This is a genomic window from Candidatus Eisenbacteria bacterium (genome assembly GCA_018831195.1).
GTDB lineage: Bacteria > Eisenbacteria > RBG-16-71-46 > CAIMUX01 > JAHJDP01 > JAHJDP01.
The window spans coordinates 116,399-141,730 of sequence record JAHJDP010000012.1; the positions used below are offsets into that span (position 1 = coordinate 116,399).

The window sequence follows — 25,332 nt, forward strand, 5'->3', positions numbered from 1 at the left end:
TGGGGTCGCTCTAGGGCATCTTGGCTGTAAGGAGTCACCAAATCCATGAAAAAAGCACGCAACACCTTATTCGTCATTCTGTTAGCCGTTTTCATCCTGGCGCCGGCATCAGAGGCATCCCTCTTCCTCTCCTCTTGGGGGATTTCCTACGGCAATTGGGATCCGGTCTCCACTTTGGCGCCATCGCATATCGCCTATAGTGTCGAGGATTGGACGGGTAGTCCGAGTGATGGATACCTGGACCCCGGATATGGCGGCAATGGCTATGATGTCGAGGCGGTCTATGCCGGTTGCGACAATGACTATTTCTATGTTGCCGTTGTCACGGGATTTCCTATCGCCGGCCGCCGTTCGGGCGATGAAATTTTCGCCCCCGGAGACATTGCCATCGACACCAATCTCGATAATATCTATGACCTGGCCGTCGATACCGACGCGGGTGGCACATTGCGTCAAACCAATCTGACTTGGGAAAACCCCTCGGTCGGCGGGCATCCGGTTTGGGGCGGGGCTTCCGATCCTCTGCGGGTCACCGGCTGGAGCCAATCCTCCGCTCCGGCGGCCTGGTCCTACGGCGCTTTCCATGGACGGTATGCGATCGAAGCGATGATTGACCGGAGTTTTCTAGGTTCCGAAACGGGATTCGCGATGCATTGGACGATGGGATGCGGCAACGATGTCGGTGAAGTCAGACTCGACTGCACACCGCCGGTGCCGGAACCAGCCAGTCTCGGTCTTCTCGGTCTCGGGCTGATGGGCGGCGGACTGCTTCGCCGGCTGAGACACAAGAAATAGATTTTCTTCCCCCCCTCGGGGAGCTGCACCAAGGCGGTGGATGCTGAACGGATCCACCGCCTTTCTCATGCCCATCCTTGGTACCATCGCTGGTATTTAACTGCGGGTGTACAACTACGGAATCATCACCCTCAGGGGGTGGTCTTCCACCGCCCAGACACCTTTGAGAACATTTTGGCCGTCCTGGAAGGCCAGATAAGAATACTTCCCATAGTGTGGAATCTTCCGGCGCGCACTGTCGAGAGCGCCGGCGTCAGCGGCGACAAGATAGGCCGCCACCTTTTCTTGATCATATGGATGCCGCCAAATATAGATCGCCATATTGAAATCAGCGCCCATCTCCTGTTCCCACAGCCGCAACGATGAGGTGGAGAGGGCCGCCTCCACCGGCTGATCCTTGAGAAACTCCTCGGGGATTCCCGCCTCCCCCGGGTATCCAAGCCACAGGATCGAACCGGTGATCGATGCCTTCTTCCAGCTCTTGGCGGAAATCACCTGCCCGCCCTCTCCACGCGTCAGCTGCTGCGCGAGAGTCTCGTAGGCGGCGGCCAGAAGGCTGTCGGCGGGATCAGGGAGCGCCGGCAGAACGACGGTGAAATCGGGATCCCCCATGAGCCATGCCAGGGTCGGCGGCATCTCCTCCCAGGGCATACGGCGGAATGTATAATGATCGGGATCAACCGTTACCGAGACGGGTTTCTCATCAAGTTCAATATCCCATGTCGCGTTGCGCTTTTCCAAATCAACAATCCGCTTCGTTTGCTTCCCGCTCACTGTCTCAACGATCAGGGGAACCGGAAGATTAAAAACCTTTCCCTTTTGCCGGAGAACTCCGGTGAGCTGATATGATCGGCCGGCCGATTGCAGTTTCACTTCGGCCAATTCCAAATCGGGAGCGCCGGTTTGTTCAACCCATTGTATGAAAAAGTCCGTCAAATCCCTTTTTGATGTCGCTTCAAATTCCCGCCGCCAATCTTCCCATGTCATATACTTGAAGGCATAATCCTGCACCACCCTGCGGAACGTTTCGAGGATAGCCTCCCTGCCCAGAAGCTCCTCCAGCATGATAAAAACCATCGCGCTCTTGCCATATCCAATCGATCGAGAATCGGGCGTCGTCCGGGAGATAAACTGCGTGAGGGGAAAATCATTATCCTCCCTCACATAAGCGCTGTAATCCCGGTTAATTTGAAAGCGGTAATCGCGGCCCCCGTCCGGTCCGCGCAACTTGGCATATTCATAATCGGCGCAGAAAACGGTTATACCTTCACACCAGTTCCCCATCTTATAATCGGGATAGACGCTGTTCCCCCACCAATTGTGCACATACTCGTGCCCCAAGGATGTAAACCGGATGAAGGGCAGCCGCAGAACCTGCGAGCCGAGGAGGGTGAAAGAAGGCATGCCGTATCCGGTGGGGAAAAAGTTCTCTACAACGGCGAACTTTGTGAACGGGTAGGGACCGAACATTTCGTTATATTGGTGCGCATATCCGGCCAGTGATTCCAGATAGCCGATGGCCAGGTCCGGGTCATCTTCATAGAGATAGACAGCGAGTTGAATCCCATCGACATCGGTATCCCATACTTTATAAGGCCCCGCCACCAAATGCAGACCCTCCATCGGACGCGGCTCCCAAAAGAGGGTCCTGGAGCGGCCGCTCGTCGAATCCCCCTCTTCCGAAAGGATCCGGCCCTCGGCCATGGCCTTCCACGGCCAGGGGAGGGAGAGATCGAGACGGAAAGGGGTCAGCTCATCTTCGCCATGCGGATACCAGCAGGTGCCGGGTGTCAGAAAGGCCCCCTCGGCCGAAATGATTCCCGATGTCTCATCGGCCAATTCCATCCGGCTGAAAGCGGGAGTTTCCAGGTCGTCGTAGATCTCTCCCTCATAGTTGAGGCGGATATCCCAAGAACCGGCCCGATCCAGTCTCAAAACAAGAAGATCACGCGTCTCCCCCGACTCAAGATTGTTGTTGATGTTGAGATTCGCATATCCCTGCTTGGCGCCCTTCTCCAGCGATTCACGCCGCACCGCTGCGGCGGGCAATGGGATCCACCCCCGGGTTCCCCTGAGGCGGATCGCGGCCTCTCTGACCACCAATCCTTTATGAAAATAGAGCGCCACCTCACCGGCCGGCGCGGCAAGACGCAGGGTATCGATGGCCTGAATATGATGAGCCGCGGGATCCAATGTCACCTGCAGCGAGTGGCTGCGGATCTGCACCGGATCGTCCGCCAGAGTCGAAAAGCAGGACAGTGCAAGCCCCCATCCCAGAAGAAGTAAAATCCGCATTATCCGCCCCATCCTCGGTGACCTCCTTCCACTCTCAAGAATCGTCTTTAACTTATAAAGATTAGAGGTCCGCGGCATGCAGTGCAATGAATCACTGCGCCGGATGCATCCATGCTTGGGGCAAGGGCGTTCCGTTACTTCTCCTTCTGAAGGCGCCTCTGCTGCTTGCGGCGGCCCCGTTCCTTCTTTTTCCGAAGCGCTTCCCGTGCTTCCCTGCTCATTTCGGCGGCTTGAGGCATCGGCTTTTCGGGAACCGTCGCGGCGGTTTTCCTTTTTTGCCGCGCGGGAACCGGCCGCACCGGCAAACCGGACGGCGGCGGTGGGGGGATCTCTTCCTCCTCCGGCCACCCCCCGCCCCGCTTCAGAAGCTCCGCTTCGACATCCGAAAAATCGCCTTTAATCCGTTTCTCATCCGGATTTTCAGGCCGTCCGGCCAACTCCTTGAAAAAGTCGATCGGGGAGACAATCACAGCGCCAGCGGGGAGGCCGGGGCTCAATGTTCTGAGATCAGAAGTCAGCACCCGAACGCGGCATCCGTGGGATAGATATTGCGAGGCGAGATATTGAATCCGGTCATCCGCTTCTTCGGGTTGGAATGTATAAATGGTTTCCAGGTATTCGGAAGACACAACATCCGGATTCTGTTCGAGACGGTTGCCATCGTAGACAATGATGACGCGCTCACCAGAACGCATGGAATATCTCGAAAATATCTTCTCCAGGCCGCGGCGGGCTTCATGACGCCTTTGGGTGACCTGCAGCTCCTCAAGATGAGGGATTTGAAAGATGAGATTGTGTCCGTCGACAATCCAGATGCGCGGGCGCTTCACCATGGGTTTACATTCCGGTGGCGGTTGGCGCGTTCATCGCAACAGGATCAACCGCCGGATTTGCCGACGTTGTGGATCGGACAAGCGGGCGAAATAAACGCCGCTGGCCACAGGATTCCGGATCTCATTCCTTCCATCCCATTCCACATTGTAAAAGCCGGGATCATGCCGGCCATCCGCCAGACGCCGGATCATACGGCCATTAACATCGTAAATCACCAGGCTGATCTCTTCCCGTCTTGGAACACCGAAGCGAAGAATCGTTCTGCTTCCAAACGGGTTGGGTTTGGGGGAATCGAGGACAAGGCGGATAGGATTTCCAGGCACAGAAATGTGAACAGGCCCCAGGTGATGAACACCGCCGTCAGGGAGCAGGGCGGCGATCAGGTATTCATAATCACGCCCCGCCTCGGCGGAATCATCCTCAAACAGCAACGCACCCCATCCGACAACAGGCTGCTGCGGGTTTAACGTTTCATAAATATCCTCGCTGCCCGCGATACGCCGCTGGATAAGGTATCCGGACGGCTGGATGTCGGATTCGACTTCCCACATCAGGAGAACCTTGCCGTCAGATGTAACCTCAGCCCGGGCGTACCTTAAAAACACAGGGGTCAATGCGAGATGAACGAAGGCTGCCATTGGTTTTATAAAGTATGGATTGGCCGAGACGATGACATAGTCATCGGTGGTGGGGTTGTAACGAAACACGGCGCCGGGGTGCCCGCCAAGAACAAGAGGATCCGCGTCGCTATCGACGACAAGAAGGCTGTTGTTTTTGTCCATGAAAAGATCGACGGGCCGTCGGAAATGTTTCGATTGCGAGTGGAAGCTGACCGTTCCATCATGAATCCTGAACACCGCGCCCACGGCGCCCGTCTCGGGATTAAACATGGCGCCGCGATCCAATACAAAGAGATCCCCCGCCGGATGAACCAAGACGCGGTAGGGATCGACAAACAGCGTGTCGCTGGCTATAACCTGGAGATCATTTGTATAGAGGTCCAGGCGGAAAATGGCCCCGGGCCGATTCCCCAACTCAAAAGGATCGGCGTTCATATCCGCAATGTACAACCCTCCGTTGTCATCCAGATCGATTCCAATGGGAATAGACAACGCCGAATCGGAATAAGCGACCTCCACATCGCCGCTGGGAAGATCGACTCTGTATATGGCGCCGTGCCGTGACGGGAAAGCGTAGGGGTTCGCCAGTGGATCCACGACAAAGATGAGATTTTCATTGACGACGACCATCTGGGCGGGATCCAGGAATGTCGGTTCCGCCGCAAGAAAATGGAGCGAACCATCGCCGATCTCTACTTTATACAAAGCGCCGCGATGGTTGCCATAGCCCATCGGATCGGCATCCGAATCGAGAAGCACCAGGGTTTCATCTTCCAATGATAGGACTTCGGCGTCGATCGGAGTGTACAATTCACTTCCGCTTGTAACGAGCTGCAAATTACCGGAAGGCATACCTATTCTAAAAACACCGCCGACAGGAATACCCGTGTTCAATGGGTCAATATCCGAATCGACGACATAGACCGCTCCTGGAATCAGGTTCATTCTCACAACATGAACGAGTTTCTTGGCCCCTCCCCAGCGGCCACTGGAGCCGTAAACCTCCGCAACCCTCTCAATCCGGGTGCCCGGCGGGGTCACAGGGTCCAGGATCGCCTGATAGGAAATTTCCGCGGAGTCACCGGCCGCGATAACCCCTTCCCAGCGGAATACGGCGCCTTGGTCGCTTCCAATGACCTCAAATGTCCCATTGTCCGCCTGGAAGCTCCCTTCCTGTAGCGTAAGAATGGAGGGGAGTGTATCGACATAGGCGGCTTCAGGCTCGATTGTCTGTCCCGTGTTGGCCACGACGGCGTGATATGTGATCAGGTCGCCGGGATCCAGCATACCGCCATTGACATCCACTGAAGCAAGGTTTCGCAAGACGGCGATCGGCCTGGGAATATAAAGAAAATTCCGAAGAGCGCGGAATTGATTTGTATAAGCAAGGTAGTTGACCGCTCGCGTATCGGGATCCACCGTGAGAATCGCTCCGACAAGATCCTGGCCGATGGGATCGGCGCCCCGGTCGGCGACCATGACCATCCCATCTTCCCGGACCTGTGAGCGGCCGGGCATGGTAAAGTAAGGCGAATGGGCATAGACTTGAACATTCGATGTGGCGGGATCAATCGTAAAGAGAGCGCCGGTTCTTGCCGGGTAGCCGTAAGGATCTGAAAACTCATCGGTGAGCAGGATCCTTCCGTCAGGGAGGAGATCCAGGTCTTTGGGATCAACAAAGTAGTCGGAAACAATTGTCTCCACCAACGCCCCTGTTTCACCGTCAAGACGAAAAACAGCGCCGGTATTCCTGCCGGTTCCCTGCGGATCAGCACTGATATCGGCGACATAGATATCGCCGTTTCCGGCCCGAACCAGGCTTTGAGGTTTGCGGAAAGGTTCTGCCGCGGAGAAGAGATGCATCGGACCCTGCAAGCTCTCGAGACGGAAGATCGCCCCCTTGCGTTCCGGTACAGGATCCTGAAAGGGGTCGGCCAATTCGTCCACAATCAGAAATTCGCCGCCGTCGGCTTTCAACTCGACCGGCGAATAGAGATTGTCGCTCCAATAGAGCAAATCCAACATGCCCGTGAACAGATCAAGATAGAAAATGGCGCCCGTCGCGTGATCCAACCCGGCCGGGTTGGCCGACGCATCCAGGATTACGATATTCCCCTCTCCATCCAGTGCCGCTGACACGGGATCGCTTAGAGCCCGATCACTAAATAGGGCGCGCGATCCAACACCATCCTCATCCATTAATAGAAGCGCCCCCGGCCGGTTGCCAAGACCCAACGGATCGGAATCGCGGTCGACCGCGATAAGATCTCCCTGGCGAAGGGGGGTGACCAGTCGAAAAGTTAAAGGGGGTAATCCATCGAACAGACCCCCGCCGATCTTGAAGTTCACATTATAGGGTTCCCAGAAGCTGACTTCCCCCTGGGGATCCATCACAAAGTTGGCAATGAGGTCCAGCGATTCATCCCGCCGCACCGAGCCCAGCCAGAGGGCGCCGTTGCTCCCCGCCATGATACCGATATGCCCTGAATCGGCGGAGACGGAAACGATTTCTATCCCCGGCAATCCGCTGAATTCAGCATTGATCGTTTTCGCATCCACCACACCCGTGTTCTTCACAATGGCATGAACCCGGACTGTATCCCCCGGCAAGAGCGGCGGTCCGTCAATATCCGCGCCTTCGAACCACGATTCTCTGAAATCTCCTTGCCCGAAAATCGTCAGGCATGTTGGATCATTGAGACGCCAGCTTTCCAGCTGGGTGGTCAATATATTTCCTGCAATGTTATAGCGCCAGATAGCGCCGCGATTTCCTCCCATATTGTTGGGATCGGCGTCAATATCGGCGAGGAGGATATCACCAAGGGTATCTTGTACTCCGCTGGTCGGGCCGACGAGCCTGGAATCCGCAAAAAAGAGCCGTACCGAGCCGTCCGATCGATCGATCTCAAAAAGGGCGCCGGTCGGAGAACCTATCCCCAGGGGATCGGCCGACCGGTCCACCACCAAGAGACGTCCATCCTTCAAAGGAATCAGACCACGTGGATCGACAAAGTCGGGATGTGTAAAAGTTCGGAGCACTTCTCCAGTGGTAGGATCCAATTCAAAGACGGCGCCGGGATCACCACCCAAACCGAGGGGATCGGCGGCGACATCCGCCACCATCAGCCGGCCGTATTGATCCAATAAAAGATCAATCGGGTGAAGAAAGGGCTCACCGACACGAAGCGATTCAGGTTGATACGTTGACCGCGAGAGCTTATAAACACCGCCCGGCTCGTCCGGAAAGGGAAAGGGACGCGGAACACCGACATCCGCGACATAGATCTGGTCGCCGGCTCCCAAGGCGACCGCGGCCGGCGTTCTCACGGGGAGCCCGGCGGCGAGGGGCGAAACCTCGCCCCAGCCTGGATCCATGACAAAGATGGCGCCGGCTTCTCCTGCTACAATATCGGCTTTGGAATCGGCAATGATCAGGTAGCCGTCGGATCGGAACACCAATCCGGCGGGAGCAACCAATTGCTGCGACTCGGTGAGGGACACCAGCCCCCCAATACTTGTGTCGAGACTATAAATTCCCGTGGGGTCACTGACAACGACTGTCCAGGCATCCAGTGCGGCCGGCAACCCAACCCGCCACTCCATCTTGAAATCCGTCTGATTGGAGAGTCCCCGGATGTATTGTTCAACAGGAGTCCTTGCATATTCCTCTACACGAATCCGGAATGTAATCAACTCCTGGGCGCCGGGAGCCAGAGAACTCGTCCAGCTGAGTCCCGGCAGATCCTGCAAATACTTGAATTCTCCGCTCGCGGCCACTTCCGATCCGGGTAATAATGTTATGCCGGTCTTGAAACTGTCGACGACCGTCAGCCGGCCCGTATCCTCATCTCCGGTATTCCGCAGTTTCAGCCGCACCTCCATCGGATCACCTCGGCCGAGCGGCGGGCCGTTGAGATCCCCGACCGTAATCGTCGACGAGTCAAGGTCCGCGCCATAAACGGGAACCAGCGTTCTGCAGAGGACAAAGCCATCCCGGCTCCAGGTGCCCAAAACCTGGTTGGTTTCCGGGTCCATCTCAAAGACAGCCCCCTGACCATCCTCCAGTTGAAGAGGATCGGCGGTGCGATCGAGTACAAATAGACGGCCATCCCGAAGCATCGCCACATCGACGGGATCGCGAAAGAATTGATGGCTGGCCAGGGTATCGGCAATCGTCAGGGTGGATCGGTCCACCAGGTAAACCGCTCCCGGCGCGCCGCCGATGCGGAAGGGATCCGAATCCCGGTCCAGCAAAATATAGTCATCATCCGGCGTTCGTCGTAGCGATGTTAGGTTTGTGAAACCCGCCTGGGAGAAAAGGCACGTCATTTCAAATGTTGATGGATCCAGTCGGAAGATAGCTCCCGGCCCTCCACCCACACCCAGCGGATCGGCCAAACGATCGAGAATAAGGTAGCTGCCGTCGAAATCCTCGATGATTCGAACCAGATCCCGGAATTCCGGCGAAGAGGCGAGAATCTCCTCATACTGCGTTACCGGATCAATACGAAAAACGGCCCCGATCGGGGATCCCGTGCCGAGAGGATCGGCGCGCCGATCCAAGACAATAAGGCGATTTTCGGAATCGACCAGGATACTGATCGGTTCAGAAAAACGAGGAGAAGCCGCCATAAGCTCCGCATCTTGCGACGGATAATGATAGGGATCGATCCGGAAGACGGCCCCATTGTTATCTCCAAATCCTCTTGGATCAGCTTCGGCATCGGTCACATAAAGAAACTTCTGATGGGCCACAAAGAGATCTGTGGGATCGACAAAATCGGAAGGAGATGAGATGAGGATGACGGTATTCGCGACATCGGGATTGATGGTAAAGGCCGCTCCCGGATCTGAGTGAATATGGTAGGGGTCTGACATCCGGTCCAAAACCATGAGATTGCCGGAGTAGAAACGCATTTCGCCGGGGGCGGGAGTGGAGACGAGGATGAGCAAGGCGACCAGGATAGGGAAGCCACCTCGCAGAACCTTCCAGCCTGTTCGGAGATGTCGAGGGTCGCACTCGCAGCGGTACATATGGCTTCAGCCCTTTCTCTCCCCCATCTGAAGCGGCCCTCGGGAAGAAGTCGTTCTCGATCTGGGATCTTGTCTCCCATATCATGATGCCCAGATTGGGCTATAAACGTCAACGGACTCAATTTGCTCCTAGGAGCTTCCGGTCAGAAAAAGCCGGTAGGGAGCCTTAACGACCGATTTTTAGCAGAAGGATGGTGAGATCATCCGATAAGGTGCCGGCCCCCGAGAAGGCCATGACATGGTTTTGGATCGAACCGACCGCCTCACGGGCATTCCGACCCGAAAGAGCTGTCTTTAAATGGGACAAGAGCCGGGCTTCGCCGTACATCTCACCCTCGGGGGACTCCGCCTCCGTCAGCCCATCGGTATACAAGAGGAGGTTGTCACCCTTCTGCAAATGAATCTCTTCCTCCTGATATGCGACGCCTGGAACCACGCCAAGGACCACCCCACCCTCTTTGAGAAAACTCGTCGCACCGGATACTGAAATCAATATCGGATAATTATGGCCCGCACTCGCGTAGGTTAGCCGCCGTTGACGAGCGTCAACAATCGCAAGGAAGCAGGTGACGAATTGGTCTGAGGAGGTCGATTGGCAGAGCAGATGATTGAGACTCGTAAGGATGGGCCCCGCCGTCGCGTCGGTTTGAGTTAATGTCCGGATACCGGCCGCAACCATGCTCATCAGCAGCGCTGCAGGAACCCCCTTTCCGGAGACATCGGCGATAGCCAAGGCATAGCGATCCCGCGGGAGGGGCAACACATCGAAATAATCCCCGCCCACATGCAAGGACGGAATCTGCACGCCCCACATTTCCAAGCCGTTGCCTTGGGGAAAGGCGCTGGGAAGGATTGATTGCTGAATTCTGCGGGCGAGGGCGAGCTGTTCCTCCCAGTGCGCTTTGTCCACACTAGTGCGGAGTAACTCGGCGTTCTTTATCGCCAAGGCCAGGTACCCCACCAAGGTTCTGACCAGGACGACCTCTTCCCGATTGAGTCGTTGCCGGGTGACCTTTCTCGCAAGAATCAAAGCGCCAAGAAGCTCGGAGCCGCTTGGAATCGGAAAGACCAGCGAGGGCTGGACACCCTGCCATTGACGCACGCCCCAATCATCAAAATCCCGCCGCGTCAAAGGCCGGTTCTCATGCCAGTCGATAAGGTCGACGGGAAGGCGTCCCTGGAGCCACTTCAACGCTTCCGGATCCAGCAGATCCGAAGCCATTAGCTTAAATCCATCTCCATCCGGATCTTTTTGTATAAGCGCCGCTCCCTGCAAACCAAGTCCCTCGATGAGAAGAGCGACCATCCGTTCAGCCTTCATGGGACGCTCCGGCGATGAGACCAATTGCTGGGAGGCCAAGGCCAGAATCTGCCGGTGGTCTGTACGCGCGCCGATGAGAAGAGCATCCAAAAACGATTCCACCCTTTGTAATAGCGGTTGGAAGATGAGCAGAGCCAGAACAAGAAAGGCCGGATCCAAAATCTGGGTATCCACGCCGGCCAATCGAAGAGCCGCCTGCCCTAAATACCGGATCACCGCCAGATAGACTCCCACCGTGACCGCTGTGACAAGGGCATATAGGATGGATCGCCGGACCAGGCTGTGGAGATCCAGGAATTTGTATTGAACGACCGCCAGAGCAATCGATCCGGTCCCCATGACCAGAGCGGCAACGAGTACAGATGAAGAAATGATCGGCTTCAGGTTGTATCCCATGAGGTCTGGAATGGGATACGCCACACTGTACAAGACGACACATGAGCCCAATCCGCCGAAGATCGTCTGGAGTTGTCGTCGGATGGTCGGATTGGTGGCTCTTTTGAGGCTACGGAGGATAAAGCCGAGACTCGCAGCCATATAGGCGAGATTCACCAGGGAGAACAGCTTCTGATGAGACTTCACAAGCAGTGATAGAAAAACTTGAAAGACGGAGAGAAGTGGATTGAAAAATCCCGAGACGGTGAGGAGGGCGTCTAAGCCGAGATCGGGACCGAGATACGACGAGCCGAGGATGATGAGAAAGTGAAAGGCATGCGGGACAAGGATCATGATTTCCAGACTTGGATATCGCCGGAGGATCGGCAATTCCTGGGGGAAGAGCACCGACATGAGCAGGAGGGCCGGAAAGAAAAACTCCCAGAGATAGGCGAAATTCCTGACAAAATCGATCTGGGATGGTGTTCCCGCGGATTGGAGGAGAAGGAGCAGAAAGCTGGAGGATCCCAACAGAGCGCCCAGCGCCGCGCTGGACAAAAGAAGAGCGGCAACTTGGTTCAGCCTCTGGCGCGGCGCCTCCCGGAAAATGACCATCCCCAGGAGAAGGTTTAAAACCCCAACCACCAGATTGACCGCGCCAAGGATCAGTTCGTATGAAGACACACGCTACCCCGGTTCTCAAGATCAGCCGGCGAGAAAAGGGAACAGGTGTGACAAAGAGAATCCTGATTGAGATCGGGGAGGCCCGATAAGCGGCGGCGGATCGTGCCGCCATCCGGTCTTTCAGGAATCAGTCTCTTCTTTTGGGGCGTGTCTCACGAGGTCTAAAAGGATAAGGGCTGTCCGGCCGCCGGCGAGGCATCGAATCGGGCGTCGTCCATGGCCGCTCGTTTCCCTCGCGTCCGGGAGACCGGCGAGCTGGAGGAAAATCTCTATCCCCCCGATCGATCGGTCGCTGGAAATCATCAAAATTCGGTTGCGGCGGTTCATCCTCCAGTTCAATCTCCTCCATCGGAGGAATGGGAGGAAGATCCGGGATAGCAAGAAGTTCACGAACCCGATTGCAGAAGACTTCAGAGTTACGAAGAATCGCCTGGGTATCCTGAAAATGACACCGGGCTCCTTCATAGACGAGATCCTTCTGTTCTTTTGCAAGAGAGAGAACATCAACCAGATGTCTCTCCAGCTCTTCTGGTTCGACAAAAAGCTTTTTGAGGCCGGTTAGTAGGGAATACATATTCGTATCCCGATAACCCTTTTTGCGAATGAGAGTTCTTGCGGATCTGAACATGGCGAAATAGCTTTGTACGAGACAATCTTCAAACCGTTTCTCGGCAAAGCATGTCCGGGCGCGAGTCAGCTCCTCCTCGGCCGTCAGGATTTCTTTCTTGATCTCATCGATATCCGGCTCGACTGGTTTGAGCCGACCCTTTTTTATACAATCTTCAAACGGATCCAACTTAGCTCCTGTCCTTTTTATATCTGGTTTGTGTCACCTTTCATGAGGTACTTTTAAGCAAACCAGCTCTTAAAAAGAATTTCAAGCCCTTAAGTGTACACGTCCAACAACTTTCACACCCGCCTATTGAAATTCGGCTCGAAAAGTACACGGTCGGACCATAAACCGAATCATCGGCCTGCAATGAGAGTCCAGGACTTCCATCGCCTTTATATTCTGTGATGAATGATAAAGGAATCCAGTCAATTATTCGAACCATATCTATTTTACGTGCCTTCCACCTCCAGGGTTTCCTGGAGGATTCCCTGGGACCTTCACGGGTTTTTCTCCGCCTTTGTCGAGGGTTCTCCCGAGGATTCGATAGGTTTTTAGTATTAACTCTGGCTTTGATTTTCGTTAAGACGCTTTTCAACCCGATCCATAAGGTCCTGTGGATTATAGGGCTTCATGATAAACTCATCAGCGCCGACCGCGGAGCACCGCTCCCTCGCCTCCGCGGTTGTTCTTGCCGTGAGAATAAATACGGGAATCTTCGCTGTCGTCGATTGTGATTTCAGCCGCTGGCAAACCTCAAATCCGTCCATCTTCGGCATCATGAGATCCAGCAAAACAAGATCGGGTTTCTTCTCATCGGCCCTGGCAAGGGCCTCCACCCCATCGGAGGCGACAGCGACGTCATAGCCGTTCTTTCGGAGAAGGAGCTCCAGGAATCGCCGGAGCGCCGGCTCATCTTCAACGACAAGGATCGTCTTGCAATCCTTCTGCATTCACCCCCCGATACAACCCTTTCTCCCCGGGTCTGTTATCCAGACGAACCCTACCCTGCAATAGGATCCCCCACCCGGTCTGATTATTTATGCAAAACCGCCTTCAAATATTCAGTGTAATTGAAGTTGGGTGAATTCTTGCTGTCATGACACTTTACGCACAACGCCTCGGTCACCTTTGGTGCCTCCGGACCGCGCACATGGTCCGTCCCAAAACCATGACAGGATTCACATTGTACATTCCTAAAATCAGGATCCGTCTTCGACGCGGAGAATCCGGATGGATGATCGATTCCGGTCACATGGCAGGCGAGACATTTCTTGTCTTCAGCCTTGCCCTCGTCCATAAGAGAGGCGAAGGCATGGGCATGAGGCGTCTCTTTCCAATGATCATATTGCTTAACATGACACCGTTGGCAGTTTTCCCCGCCCAGATACCGTGTCCGATTGTCGGCTTGATCACGATTCGCGCTTGAGAGCTTGGCTGATTCCTGACGAATCAGCTTGAGCTCGGTATTGAGATTTTCCACGCGCTTATCAATATCCGCATTTAGATTGACCGCCGTATCGAGCGGGACATTGTCTCCACCCCAATCCAAAATCCTACCGTCGGTGGAAATAATGAGTCTGGAAACACCGGCCCACTGCCCGCGAATCCCAGACTCATTAATGATGACATCACCTACCTGCCGGGGATGCCGGTCGCTCCGAGCGCGGTGACCGACAAGGGCCAAATCGATACCCGGCATGGATTGAACCAGCTTTTCGGTACTCCTCCCGTCCATGTGCGATAGAAGAACCACCAGCTCCGCCTTCTCCCTGGCCTCGGCGATAATGCCCGGAAGGGCATCCAGGGGGTCCTCAAAAATGATCTCCATATCATCAGGAAGTGACGCTGAGGTGAACTCAGAGCTGCCGATGACCCCGACGAAGGCAATAGGGACATCGTCGATCGTCCTCACAATGAATGGCTCAGCCAAAGGTGTCGCGACGCCTTCCTTTATAAATTTCAGATTCGCTGAGACAAAGGGTATGGTATTCCGGCTCATAAACCGCTCGGTCTGAGCCCACTCCGTCAGCTCCCTTTCACCAAAGGTCGCCGCCACGGTGCCCATTTCTTCCATGATCCCAAAGATAAACTCGTTCTTCGCCTCGCCCACAACATCTTCAGAGGACACAAAATCACCGAGGTCGAGTTGGATCGGAGTCTTACCTTCGGCCTTGAGTGCATCAATGAGTCCAGCCCGCCGGGCCAAACCGCCTTTCTGGCCGGAGTGTCACCCACAGGGGGCGACTTCGCCCTGATTAGCCCCGAAGGAGACAAAAACCATTTCTGTATTAACGACCCGGGCGCCGTGTCCCCTCGACAGCGGGCTGCAGCCCACCACCAGGAGAATCAGCGCGGTCATGAAAATCGGCCCATATTGCCGGAGCTTCAACATGCTCGACCCCTCCATCCATAGGTACTAAAGGTAATCTGCGAAAAAGACCAACCATTCTATATTAGAATGCTGATGCGGCACCTTCAAGACCCGATACAGGGCGATGATGGCTCGAATTTCCAGAAGCAGCCTCCCGGCACCGCATCCTAAACACCCTTCATCTCTCAACGGTTCCGAACCCGCGAGGCCTAATATGAGGATTGCCTCCGTTCATACTTCACATCGGGTAACTGCTTTATATTCACGCGGAAATAATATTGGGATGTCCGGCCGGAAATCCTCTTCTCCAAGCGGGCTTCCCAACAATGCAGATCCCGGTAGAGGGTGAATCCCTGGCTTTTCACTTCTTCATTTTCAACATCATAATAGACGCTGTAACTCAAACGCCAGTTTGGAGTTACATTGAGACTCGATGATAGATTCAGGTCACTCCGTCGACTCGAGCGGGTCTCCCCCTGGCTTAGAGTATGGGTGAGATTGAGGCTCCAACCGCCGCCGCGGGATCCAGTAGAGGGGTTTTCTCCCGGATCAGATCGGCCCATATCCTCTGGATCCCCAAAATCCCCATATTCCGGGGACGCCTCATCCCCCAATCCGGCGCCGCTGAGGCGGAGGTAGTTCTGAACGCTGAGGCGGGTTCGCTTATCCCGCTTCATGTCATACGAGTGACTCCATCGGCTCTCAAAAATCCGGGATGGGATAAGGCGGATGGTGTTTTCGAGGCTGCTCCAAGGAGTCTCATCCTCAAGGAAGTTGTACCCCGTGCTGGTAGTCCAAAGAATCAGGTTATCGATCTTTCTCTCACTTTCGCCGGATCCCCATTTCAGATTGAGTTTCTGGGTCAAACCGAAGCTCACCTGGCTGACCTTGGAACCGCCGATACTAATGCCGCCGACCGAGGGAAAGCGGTTTCTTTGAACACCGTTTGAATCAGGATATTGAAGATCGGGAAAATCGGGCTGATAGCGGTACGAAGCGGTCGGCTCGATCACATGGCGGATGCCGGCAAGCGGCCCTATCCGGGGAAAGAAGGTCCCGTAAATGGTGCTGGACGTCGAGAGCCCGCCGGACCAGACGGCGCCCACTTGATTCTTCTGCCCCAGAAGATCCTCGTCGAACCATGCCGTGGTGGCATTGATGGAAGGAGAAATATTGAGGATATTCCCCAGCCGGCGCGCATCGGAGAGCCCGAAGGTCGCCCGGGAGGCGCTGTGGCTCTCCGTCGGCATGTGAAAATAGTCGGTTGAAACGGATCGAAACGAGAATCCGGTTCGGAGATAGGTCGAGGCCAGCAGATTTCTCCACCCGGCATCGTCGGTCGGTGTTGAAGCCCGCCCTAATGTGAAACTTGTCGGCGAAAAATCAATACTGGGGGCGGTCCACTTCACTTTGACACCGGCGGATGACGTTTCATCCAAATACTCCGTTCGATCCATTGTGAGAGCGAGGCTTCCCCAGTTCCACCGCTGTCTCAAATCAAGATTGGATTTTAAGGTTCTATTGAGTCGCTCATCGGTTCCGGCGCCAAAATCCCGATCCCCGCGATATTGGGCATCACTGACAAAGTCTGCGCGGAACTTCAGCGTCAGATTGTCTCGCAGCGTCTGCGAATGATCGGCCTGGAAATCCCAACGAATCGTTTCGCTTTTATCGGAATATTGCTCTTTGGAAAAGGATCCGAAGAAGCTTCCGGAGAGGAGGTAGCGCATCTTATAACGGTACCGGCTGTTGAAGATATAACGGGGTCCCCGCTCGTAGTAATCACCCCATGTCAGGAGATCCATATAGTCATTAACGGCCCAGTAATATCCGATATTCCTAACGAAACGTCCGCGATCGCGATCGAACCCGAACTCCACATCGGGCATGAGGATGCCGCTGCGCCTTCCAGATCGCAGGGGAAAAATCCAGTATGGAAGGGCCATAATGGGGATCCTGCCGATTTTCAGGATGACCGGCCTCGCCAGGGCCTTATCCTTTGTGCGAATCTTCGCGGAAGAGCTCCAGAAAGAGAAGTGCGGGGTGTCGCTATCACAGGTCGTGTACGCCGCGTCCTTCACATAAAGCGTGTTGTCTTCAACCCTCTTGATTTCATCACCCCTGTAGATCCCATTTTCAAATTCGGTGACGCCGCCGTGAATGAGCCCTTTCCGGGTATCCAGCCGGTAGGACATCCGGTCACCGTCCACCACGCTATTATTATCCTTCAATTTCGGCTTGCCCGTCGCAACGATGGTTTCTCGCAGTGAGTTGAATTGCACGCTATCGGCTTCGAGGGTCATTCCCTGGTATTGTACAATCGACTCGTTTTCCATGATGACCATGTCTTCCGACACAAGAAAAACAATATGCTGGCCCTCGTAAACGACTTGATCCTTCGGATCAAAAGCTCCGAGGGCGGCAAGGGAATCCGGTTCACGCAAATCTCCCGAGGCCAGCAGGGACCGCCGGGCTTCAATCAGCGGATGGGGATCATCGGCCACCCTCGGCCTCCCCCGGCGCGACAGCGGGCGTAAGGAATCGGGCGGTGCGGCGGCGGTGGAATCAACCGCGCCTTCCGCCGAAAGCGAATCGCGGGCCCCTTTTTTACGGGGGAAAGTATATATACCTTTGGCATCACCCCGCATTTCGACACGGTGAGCCTTTCCATCCTGGAACAAGACCACAATTTCAGCGGCCTGTGACCAATTCCGGCCGACATCCTGCCCCCGCTCCTTCAACGCTGGAATGTACAAGCTCTGCGCGCCGCTGCGCACATCCATCCTGCGAATCCGGTCATCCTGAAAATGGGTGACGAGGGTGTCCCCCAGCGCAAAGGTTTCTTCACCGGGACGATCCTTGGGCAGGTATTCCGCCCGGGCATGGCCCAGGACGAGCAGCCGCTCCGGTCCTTCGGAACCGAGGACGAGACGCAGCGTGTCACCGGCCACCGAGCCGTCGGGGTCCCACGCCTTCGGAGCTCCGAAAAGCTCCATCCGGTTTTGATCTTTGAAAAAACGGGCCTTTCCACCCCGGGCCCCCATCCGGCCCTGTTGAACAACGACATCGCCGATCGCTTCAGCCCGGCCCTGAGCCTGGTCCATCTGCAGCGTATCGGCTTCAACGATGAAGGGGGGTTCTTCCTCACCGGCGGCCCGCACCAGATAGGGCCGCTGCGGGGCTCTCGCAAGGAGAAGGAGATTGTTTCGGGTGCGATCGAAGAGGCCGACATCACCCATGGCCCGCGTGCTGTCGGCAAGATCAATGACTTTTACATGTCCAAAGGCCTGGGAGCGCTTGACGGCATCTTCATAGACCACCGTGTCGGCTTCCACCCTTTGGTTCTCATCTTCCAGCCAAGCGCCCGCCGTGAGCCGGCCCCAGCCTTCCTGCCGCCGGTAGAGCAGGGATGCTCCTCCCATCCGGCCCTCCGGGCCCTTTCCTTTGACATTTCCGATCATTGTCAGAACACCGGTGCGTCGATTGTACATTGCGGAATCTGATGTCATGACGCGGGATGTGTCGGCGATGTGCACCTCGCCCTGGAGGAAGACCTCCTCGCGGCCCGGATCCCAGATCCCCTCGAGCGCCGTGGCGCGAAAAACCCCATGTTGAATCTCGATATGATCCATGCGGCTCCGGCCGCCGAAAATGCCTTCAAGCCTCTCTCCGGTGATATACCAAGGCTCGGATTCAGAGGTTTGCGGGTTTGCCGGCAGGGGCGCAAGAAAGACGAGAGAAAGCAGAAGCAAAACCCGCCGGAGGGAGGCGCAGCAGGTCAGGTTCCGATGGGGTGATAAAATTTTCATTTGGAACGGCGGCTCCACATGAAACCCGGCGGCTTTCTGCGTCGAGGGACTACGCACCGCCGGAAAATTCGTTCTTGCCAACCCGGTTTAAGGCCTCTAGCGATGCGCCGATCACAGCGGCATGAGGACCCAGGGCCGCCAAACAAAGTTCCGGGTGCTGTTTCTGCGGGAACATCATCCGCTCCTCCATCATTTCCCGCGCCGGTTTCAAGATCAGCTCTCCGGCCTGCGCCACACCCCCGCCCAAGACAATCCTGTCCGGATCGAAAATATTGACAAACCCGGCCAAGGCCGCCCCAAGATAGCGCCCCGTTTGGCGGAAGGACTCAATGGCGGGGGCATCGCCCGCTCGGGCCGCAAGCGACAAGGTCTCTGGTGTCGGCTGTTCGGAGGGATCCTTCAAAAACTTCTTCAAGATCTGTGTCGGCTCGCCGCCGGCTAACTCCATGTACCGCAAGACGATTTCCCGGTTCCCGACGAAACCCTCGAGACAACCGTAGCTCCCGCAGGCACATTTTTCACCATCGATCTGAAGGGGAGTGTGCCCCATTTCCCCCGCCCAACCATGGACGCCGGTGAAGAGCTCGCCATCGAGCAGGATCCCGCCACCAACACCGGTTCCCAAGGTCAACCCCAGCAAGACGCGGGCGCCTCTCCCGGCGCCGGCGCGGCCCTCGCCAAGGACAAAGGCATTCGCATCATTGATAAGAAGAACGGGTGAGCCGAGCCGCTCTGCCAGCATCGCTCCAAGAGGTACATCCCTCCAATGAGGAAGGTTGGGTGAGATCTGAACAATTCCTCTTGATGTGTCGATGAGCCCGGCACACCCGATGCCGACCGGTATGTTGCGGGGTTCGACTCCGGCGATGCGGGCCGCTTCGAGAAGAAGCCCCCCCAGCGCATCCGCCAATCGGGTGACGGTATCTTCGGGTGTGTCCTGGGATCGTGTCGGCAGGATTCGATCGTGCTTCAGGGTTCCCAGAACGGAAACAACCGCGGCCTTGATACTTGTGCCTCCGATATCGGCGCCGACCGCGACTTTCACAAAGTCACCTCCACGGACTCCTGAAGTGATTCCCGAGGACCGATCCCTAACGCCCGGCAGGCCTCATCCATTGTAAAAAACGACCCGGAGACAACACAGATTTCATCATCACCGCGTTCTTCCAGGGCGCAATTCAGAGCATCCTCCACGGATGGATGCATTGTATAATTCAGCCCCTCGGCCGCCTCCGCGAGCACCTCTGTGGGAACGCATCGGGGGTGTTCCGGCGAGCAAAAGTGAAAGCGGCCCCCGGCTCGGCTCAACTGGTGAAGAAAATTTTTGTGATCCTTCCCCTTGACCATCCCCACGATCCAGCGGGCCTTCCCGAGCTCGGGCCAGCGGTTGAGCGCCCGGACCAGCCGGCGCCCCCCCTCAGGATTATGAGCCACATCGAGCAGTATCGGATATTGAGGAAGCAGAACTTCAAGCCGGCCGGGCCAATGGGTCGACCGAAGTCCGGTCCGGATACCGGCTTCCGTCAGCGGCCAGCCTTGCTTTTGTAACAGGGCGGCTCCCAGAAGAACCATGCGGGCATTCTCCACCTGGTGGGCGCCGGCCATCGGGATCTCCCAGCAGCCATCCAGCCAGGCGGGGAGGTCTTCACCCTTTCTTATACTTCTCCACTGTGTAGAACGTGGATGAAGCTGGAGATCTCTGACGGCCAGGGCTTCTCTATCCAGCTGTACCGGGACGCCCCGTTCGAGAGCGACCGACAGCACGGTATCCCGGGCCTCCTTCGGGCATCCGGCCAGAATGAGTTCCACCCCTGGTTTGAGGATTCCGGCTTTCTCTCCGGCGATCTCGGCCAGGCTGGCTCCAAGGGTCTTCTGGTGGTCGATGGAAAGGGAGGTGATGATCGCGAGTTGCGGCGTCACAACATTTGTCGCATCAAGCCGCCCGCCCAATCCCACCTCAAGCACGGCAATGCGGACGCCCTGTTGAACAAAGATCCAGAAGGCAAGACAGGTCGCCGCTTCAAAGAATGATAAACTGTTCCGCTCCACCGCGGGCCAGATAGTCTCAAGGCCCTCAATAATCCAGCCGGGCGCGGCCATCCGGCCGTCAATGCGGATGCGCTCCCTGAAATCGCGGATGTGAGGCGAGGTGTACAAACCGGTACGCAGCCCGCAGGAGCGAAGCACGCCGGCCATCATGGCGCTCGTCGAGCCTTTACCATTCGTCCCGGCGATATGAACGGAGGCGAAGGCATTCTGCGGCGAGCCAAGATCCCTGAGAGCGGATTGAATGCGGGACAGCCCCAACTTGATGCCGGAATGTTCCAATGTGTATAAGCGATCCAAGGCCTCATCGTATGTCATAAAGAGACCTCTTCGGCGTCAGAAGGCATCTCCTCCGCAACACCCTCCTGATCCTTCCCCGATGGCGCCAGGAGGCTCTGCATCGATCCGCTGTCATAAAACAATCCGAGCAGGGTCGATAGTTTTTCCCGCATCAACGTTCGGGGAATAATGGCATCGATCATTCCGTGCTCGAGAAGGAATTCAGAACGCTGAAAACCGGGGGGCAATTCCTGATTGATGGTCTGCTCGATCACGCGCGGGCCCGCGAAGCCGATGAGGGCGTTCGGCTCGGCGATATTGATATCCCCCAAAGAGGCAAAGCTTGCCGTAACCCCACCCGTCGTTGGATCGGTGAGAATGGAGATGAAGGGAAGACCCGCATCATCCAACCGCGCCAGCTGGGCGCAGGTCTTCGCCATTTGCATGAGGGAGAGGGCCCCCTCCTGCATCCGGGCTCCGCCGGAGCAGGAAACGATAATAAGGGGAATACGCTCTTTTAGGCTGTATTGGATCAAGCGGGAGACTCTCTCTCCCACCGCGGAAGCCATGCTTCCACCTAAAAACGAAAAATTCATGAATCCGATCGCCACGGGATGGCGGTTGATCTGGGCGCAGCCGCTGATAATCGCTTCGGCGGATGGGTCCGTCGCCGTGGCTGCCTTTAGACGATCCGCATAGCGCTTTGAATCGCGGAATTCGAGCGGATCGGTGGAGCGGATATTCGAGAACATCTCCTTGAAGGAATCGGGATCGACGAGGAGTTGTATATAGGTTTGCGGGGGAATCCGGAAATGATGGCCGCAGGTTCCGCAAACCCAGGCATTTCTCTCTAACTCGCGGCGGTAAAGGATCTCGCCACACCCGCCGCATTTGAGCCACACACCATCGGGCACCTCTTTTTTCTCCTGCGTCTTGAGCGATTTACGCCCGATCCGCCACCAGGATTGCATTTCCTATTCCTCCTCTGTCCGGAGAGGCTCCGGCGGCAGGTGATACATCATAACCAAAGCATCCTCTCCTTCACGCTGGTAATACAATTTTCGGATGGCGACCGAGCGAAATCCTAAACTCTCATACAATCCCCGGGCCGCATCATTGGAGAAACGGACTTCAAGGGCGATCCAAGCTGACTTCCGCTCACGGGCCTTTTTCAGAAGACGGTTCATGAGGGAGCGCCCGATCCCGCGCCCTCTCCGATCGGGGGCCACGGCGATATTGGCCAGATGAACCTCATCTTCAACACACCAGGCCACGAGATACCCGATAATCTCACTTCTTGATTCGACAACCCAAACCCAATTCCGTCCTCCGGCGCCGGTGACCTCCGCGGCAAAAGCCCGGGCGGACCAGGGATCAGAGAAGCAAACCCTCTCGATGGCGGCCACACCCTCGACATCCGCCAGCCGCATAGGCCGGATGATCGGATCTTCAATCCCTTCGTGGGAGTTCTGTTTTGTACTGTGGTCGGCGGACATCGGCACCCTTGAGATATCGCGGAACGAGGGCCGCGAGCTCCTTTCCTCTAAGATTCTCCCTGCCGGTCCCGGACCCGCAAAGGGCCACGGTTACGGCCGATGGGTGCAGCTCCGGATAAAGACGCCACCCTCCCCTCCAAAGTTGATGCGAGAGATCCAAGCGGTCAATCCCCGGCCCGGCCAGGGCCCCCCGGTCAGCCGCCGGATCAAGCCGGTGACCGATTTCCGCGCGAAGGGTGGAGGGTTCCCAACAGGCCTCCGCGATCAGGGGATGGTACCCTTCGGTGTCCCGTTGAAGGAGCGCGGCATAAACCCTGCCTTTGGGGGCCGGGAGGGTCGCCAGAACCGGCTGATCCCCGGCGATGCCGGCCGCCAGCGCCTCAAGAGAAGAGACCGGAACAACCGCGATCCCCGTTCCCAAGCTCAGACCCTTGGCAAGGGCCAAACCCACGCGCAGCCCCGTGAAGGAGCCGGGGCCGATATCAATGGCGATCCGTTGCAACACGCCGAGTTCCCAATCCGCCCACTGGAAGAGGGAGTCAATCAAGTCTATCAGGCGCTCACCGGTCCTTCCCCGGATCCGAAGAGATCCCGCGGCGACGACCTCTTGGTCTTCCATCAAGGCGACTTCGGCGGTGGGGCCTGATGTCTCAATCCCGAGGATACGCATCGACTTCCTTCCCCTCAAGGGTGCGGGCCAGTTTGTCCCATTCACCCATGGGCGCCTCAAAAACGATCCGCCGGATCGTTCCCCCGCGATGGGCCAGCCAAATCCTCAGCGCCCTTTCCGGGAGATCGGAGCCCAATCTCTCCGCCCACTCAATGAGACTCAGTTCTCCGGTATCCCAGTATTCCTCCCACTCCGCCAATTCCAGCTCATCGACGGAGGGCAATCGGTAAAGATCAAAATGGTACAGAGGATGCACGACCCGGTACTGATTCATCAGGGTGAACGTCGGGCTCCGGACGCGGCCCTCATATCCAAACCCCTCGGCGGAACCGGCGACCAATCTCGTCTTGCCGGTGCCCAGCTCTCCCATCAGGGCCACGACCGCATGGGACGGAGCGGTCTCCGCAACTAAGACGCCGTACCGGCGGGTCTCCTCCTCATCCCTGCTGAGGACAGCCCGGGCCCATCTCATTGGAGATTCCGCGGAGTGAGGGTTACGACCGGCAAAATCATCTCTTCGAGGGAAACGCCGCCATGTTGAAAGGAGTTCCTGAAAAGGCGCTCATATTTGCGAAAGTTATTCGGATAGAGGAAGAAATAGTTTTCCTTTGCCAGTATGTAATGTTTCACCAAGCCATCCAGGGGGAGCTTGAAGATCTGGGGATCCCGCACATGGATGGCCGTCCGCTCGTCGCAAACAAGGTTGTCACCGTACTTGTACCGTACGCCGGAACTCGTTTCACGATTGGCGCGGACCCGTGTCGCTTTTTTCACCTGCACGCTGCCGTGATCGGTGGTAATAACGACGTGCACCCCCCTTTCGGAGAGCGTGCGGAGGGTCTCCATCAGGATCGAGTGTGAGAACCAGGTCCGCAGGTGCGAGCGCAGGGCATCTTCATCCGGCGCCAATTCTTGTAATAGCTCCGACTGGCTCCGCCCATGTGAAAGAGCATCGACAAATGTAAAAACCAGCGCCGAAAAGGAAAGGTCGGCAATGCTTCCCAATTGGCGGCTAAGCTCCAGGGCCTCGTTCCGGTTATAAATCTTCAGATAGCGAAGGGCATCGGAACGTACGCCGTTCCGTTCAAGAAGTTTCTTTAACAATACCTGCTCATACCGGTTTTTGCTGGTCTCAGTGTTCTGCGCCTCCTGCCAATATTCCGGAAACCGGCGGGCGATCTCAATGGGGAAGAGCCCGCTGAAAATGGCGTTGCGGGAATAGGGTGTCGCGGTGGGAAGGATAGAGCAGTAAAGATCGACATCCGAATGAAACATCTCCGTTAATAACGGCTCCATCACAAGCCATTGATCCAGTCTCATGCAATCAATGACAATAAGGGAAACTTTCTTCCCCTGCTTGACCAACGGCATGACTTTTTGTTCCACCAGGTCGTTCGAGAAGGGCGGTCTTTCTCCCCGGGCTTGATCCACCCAGCCCCTGTAATGGACCTCAACATACCGGCAGAATTCTACATTGAGGCTTGAGATATAATCCTGATGCGCCTGTCGTAGAGCCGAATCTTCGGAACGGAGAAGCTCCAAATCCCATCGCACCATTTTGTAATATAATTGGGCCCAATCATCCCACTTAAAATCGATTGTGGATAGGGAACGGATCTCGGCGACATCCTGCACATACCCCCGGACCCGCTGTTCTTTCACAATTTCGCGCCGCTCGAAAACTTTTTTGCAGGCCATCCAAATCTGACTGGGATTGACCGGTTTGATAAGATAGTCGGTGATCCGCCTTCCGATCGCCCGATCCATCAGGTCCTCTTCCTCGCTTTTTGTAATCATAATAACGGGGAGATAGGGATGGGTTCCCTTGAGGGCGTCCAGCATCGCCAGGCCATCCATACCGGGCATCATTTCATCGAGTAGAACAAGATCCACAGGCTCGCGCGAGATGAGATCGAGCGCATCCAAGGCATTGCTCGACGGAAGGATCTCGTATCCTTTCCCCTCGAGATAGAGAATATGCGGCCGCAGCAGATCGATCTCGTCATCAACCCAGAGAATCCTCCGGGTTTCATTTCGAGCAGAGATCTTGTCCGCCATCTCAAGTACCTCAATGACCTATGGATAGGGCC

17 protein-coding genes are annotated in these 25,332 nt (G+C 56.2%); 1 reads left to right on the top strand and 16 read right to left on the bottom strand.

The window, feature by feature from the left end:
• Nucleotides 1–45: 45 nt before the first annotated feature.
• Nucleotides 46–795, top strand: a complete 750-nt coding sequence (locus KJ970_01990) for a PEP-CTERM sorting domain-containing protein (GenBank protein ID MBU2689667.1) — start codon at nucleotides 46–48, stop codon at nucleotides 793–795.
• 114 nt (nucleotides 796–909) lie between these two features.
• Here the strand turns inward: KJ970_01990 and KJ970_01995 are convergent, their stop codons facing one another.
• The 16 genes from KJ970_01995 to KJ970_02070 all read right to left on the bottom strand — a co-directional run bounded on the left by KJ970_01995 (nucleotide 910) and on the right by KJ970_02070 (nucleotide 25,300).
• Complete coding sequence (locus tag KJ970_01995; protein MBU2689668.1) at nucleotides 910–3,090, bottom strand: hypothetical protein; 2,181 nt, start codon at nucleotides 3,088–3,090, stop codon at nucleotides 910–912.
• A 134-nt stretch (nucleotides 3,091–3,224) separates the two neighbouring features.
• Entirely contained in the window at nucleotides 3,225–3,923 is a 699-nt protein-coding gene (locus KJ970_02000; GenBank protein MBU2689669.1) for an NYN domain-containing protein, read from the bottom strand.
• A 30-nt stretch (nucleotides 3,924–3,953) separates the two neighbouring features.
• Complete coding sequence (locus KJ970_02005) at nucleotides 3,954–9,461, bottom strand: hypothetical protein (protein ID MBU2689670.1); 5,508 nt, start codon at nucleotides 9,459–9,461, stop codon at nucleotides 3,954–3,956.
• 283 nt (nucleotides 9,462–9,744) lie between these two features.
• Nucleotides 9,745–11,958: a SpoIIE family protein phosphatase gene (locus tag KJ970_02010; GenBank protein MBU2689671.1), complete on the bottom strand. Its 2,214-nt coding sequence runs from the start codon at nucleotides 11,956–11,958 to the stop codon at nucleotides 9,745–9,747.
• Between the two features lie 127 nt (nucleotides 11,959–12,085).
• Nucleotides 12,086–12,754 (bottom strand): HEPN domain-containing protein, encoded by a 669-nt coding sequence (locus KJ970_02015; GenBank protein ID MBU2689672.1) that lies wholly within the window; start codon nucleotides 12,752–12,754, stop codon nucleotides 12,086–12,088.
• 374 nt (nucleotides 12,755–13,128) lie between these two features.
• The gene (locus KJ970_02020; protein MBU2689673.1) at nucleotides 13,129–13,521 is read right to left on the bottom strand and encodes a response regulator; all 393 of its coding nucleotides are present in this window, start codon (nucleotides 13,519–13,521) and stop codon (nucleotides 13,129–13,131) included.
• An 83-nt stretch (nucleotides 13,522–13,604) separates the two neighbouring features.
• On the bottom strand, nucleotides 13,605–14,777 hold the full coding sequence (locus KJ970_02025) for a hypothetical protein (GenBank protein ID MBU2689674.1): 1,173 nt from the start codon (nucleotides 14,775–14,777) through the stop codon (nucleotides 13,605–13,607).
• A 21-nt stretch (nucleotides 14,778–14,798) separates the two neighbouring features.
• A complete protein-coding gene (locus KJ970_02030; protein MBU2689675.1) occupies nucleotides 14,799–14,963 on the bottom strand; it encodes a hypothetical protein in 165 nt (54 codons plus the stop codon).
• A gap of 188 nt (nucleotides 14,964–15,151) precedes the next feature.
• Nucleotides 15,152–18,751 carry a hypothetical protein gene (locus tag KJ970_02035; protein ID MBU2689676.1) on the bottom strand — a complete coding sequence of 1,200 codons (3,600 nt, stop codon included), beginning with the start codon at nucleotides 18,749–18,751 and terminating at the stop codon, nucleotides 15,152–15,154.
• Nucleotides 18,752–18,800: 49 nt separating this feature from the next.
• Nucleotides 18,801–19,796 (bottom strand): ROK family protein, encoded by a 996-nt coding sequence (locus tag KJ970_02040; GenBank protein MBU2689677.1) that lies wholly within the window; start codon nucleotides 19,794–19,796, stop codon nucleotides 18,801–18,803.
• Nucleotides 19,793–21,115, bottom strand: a complete 1,323-nt coding sequence (locus tag KJ970_02045; GenBank protein ID MBU2689678.1) for a bifunctional folylpolyglutamate synthase/dihydrofolate synthase — start codon at nucleotides 21,113–21,115, stop codon at nucleotides 19,793–19,795. The genes KJ970_02040 and KJ970_02045 overlap by 4 nt, the downstream gene beginning before the upstream one ends.
• The gene (gene accD / locus KJ970_02050; protein ID MBU2689679.1) at nucleotides 21,112–22,047 is read right to left on the bottom strand and encodes an acetyl-CoA carboxylase, carboxyltransferase subunit beta; all 936 of its coding nucleotides are present in this window, start codon (nucleotides 22,045–22,047) and stop codon (nucleotides 21,112–21,114) included. The genes KJ970_02045 and accD overlap by 4 nt, the downstream gene beginning before the upstream one ends.
• Before the next feature lie 3 nt (nucleotides 22,048–22,050).
• Nucleotides 22,051–22,572, bottom strand: a complete 522-nt coding sequence (gene rimI / locus KJ970_02055) for a ribosomal protein S18-alanine N-acetyltransferase (GenBank protein ID MBU2689680.1) — start codon at nucleotides 22,570–22,572, stop codon at nucleotides 22,051–22,053.
• Nucleotides 22,526–23,242 (bottom strand): tRNA (adenosine(37)-N6)-threonylcarbamoyltransferase complex dimerization subunit type 1 TsaB, encoded by a 717-nt coding sequence (gene tsaB, locus KJ970_02060; GenBank protein MBU2689681.1) that lies wholly within the window; start codon nucleotides 23,240–23,242, stop codon nucleotides 22,526–22,528. Before tsaB ends, rimI begins: the two co-directional genes overlap by 47 nt.
• Nucleotides 23,223–23,714: a tRNA (adenosine(37)-N6)-threonylcarbamoyltransferase complex ATPase subunit type 1 TsaE gene (gene tsaE, locus KJ970_02065; GenBank protein ID MBU2689682.1), complete on the bottom strand. Its 492-nt coding sequence runs from the start codon at nucleotides 23,712–23,714 to the stop codon at nucleotides 23,223–23,225. The genes tsaB and tsaE overlap by 20 nt, the downstream gene beginning before the upstream one ends.
• Nucleotides 23,711–25,300 (bottom strand): bifunctional response regulator/alkaline phosphatase family protein, encoded by a 1,590-nt coding sequence (locus tag KJ970_02070; GenBank protein MBU2689683.1) that lies wholly within the window; start codon nucleotides 25,298–25,300, stop codon nucleotides 23,711–23,713. Before KJ970_02070 ends, tsaE begins: the two co-directional genes overlap by 4 nt.
• Between the last annotated feature and the right edge of the window lie 32 nt (nucleotides 25,301–25,332).

Coding starts and splice junctions, on each gene's coding strand:
- KJ970_02000 (MBU2689669.1), bottom strand. CDS start 3,923: ATGGTGAAGCGCCCGCGCATCTGGATTGTCGACGGACACAATCTCATC.
- KJ970_02030 (MBU2689675.1), bottom strand. CDS start 14,963: ATGTTGAAGCTCCGGCAATATGGGCCGATTTTCATGACCGCGCTGATT.
- KJ970_02035 (MBU2689676.1), bottom strand. CDS start 18,751: ATGAAAATTTTATCACCCCATCGGAACCTGACCTGCTGCGCCTCCCTC.
- tsaB (MBU2689681.1), bottom strand. CDS start 23,242: ATGCGTATCCTCGGGATTGAGACATCAGGCCCCACCGCCGAAGTCGCC.
- KJ970_02005 (MBU2689670.1), bottom strand. CDS start 9,461: ATGCGTTTCTACTCCGGCAATCTCATGGTTTTGGACCGGATGTCAGAC.
- KJ970_02070 (MBU2689683.1), bottom strand. CDS start 25,300: ATGGCGGACAAGATCTCTGCTCGAAATGAAACCCGGAGGATTCTCTGG.
- KJ970_02045 (MBU2689678.1), bottom strand. CDS start 21,115: ATGACATACGATGAGGCCTTGGATCGCTTATACACATTGGAACATTCC.
- accD (MBU2689679.1), bottom strand. CDS start 22,047: ATGCAATCCTGGTGGCGGATCGGGCGTAAATCGCTCAAGACGCAGGAG.
- KJ970_01990 (MBU2689667.1), top strand. CDS start 46: ATGAAAAAAGCACGCAACACCTTATTCGTCATTCTGTTAGCCGTTTTC.
- KJ970_02020 (MBU2689673.1), bottom strand. CDS start 13,521: ATGCAGAAGGATTGCAAGACGATCCTTGTCGTTGAAGATGAGCCGGCG.
- rimI (MBU2689680.1), bottom strand. CDS start 22,572: ATGTCCGCCGACCACAGTACAAAACAGAACTCCCACGAAGGGATTGAA.
- KJ970_01995 (MBU2689668.1), bottom strand. CDS start 3,090: ATGCGGATTTTACTTCTTCTGGGATGGGGGCTTGCACTGTCCTGCTTT.
- tsaE (MBU2689682.1), bottom strand. CDS start 23,714: ATGAGATGGGCCCGGGCTGTCCTCAGCAGGGATGAGGAGGAGACCCGC.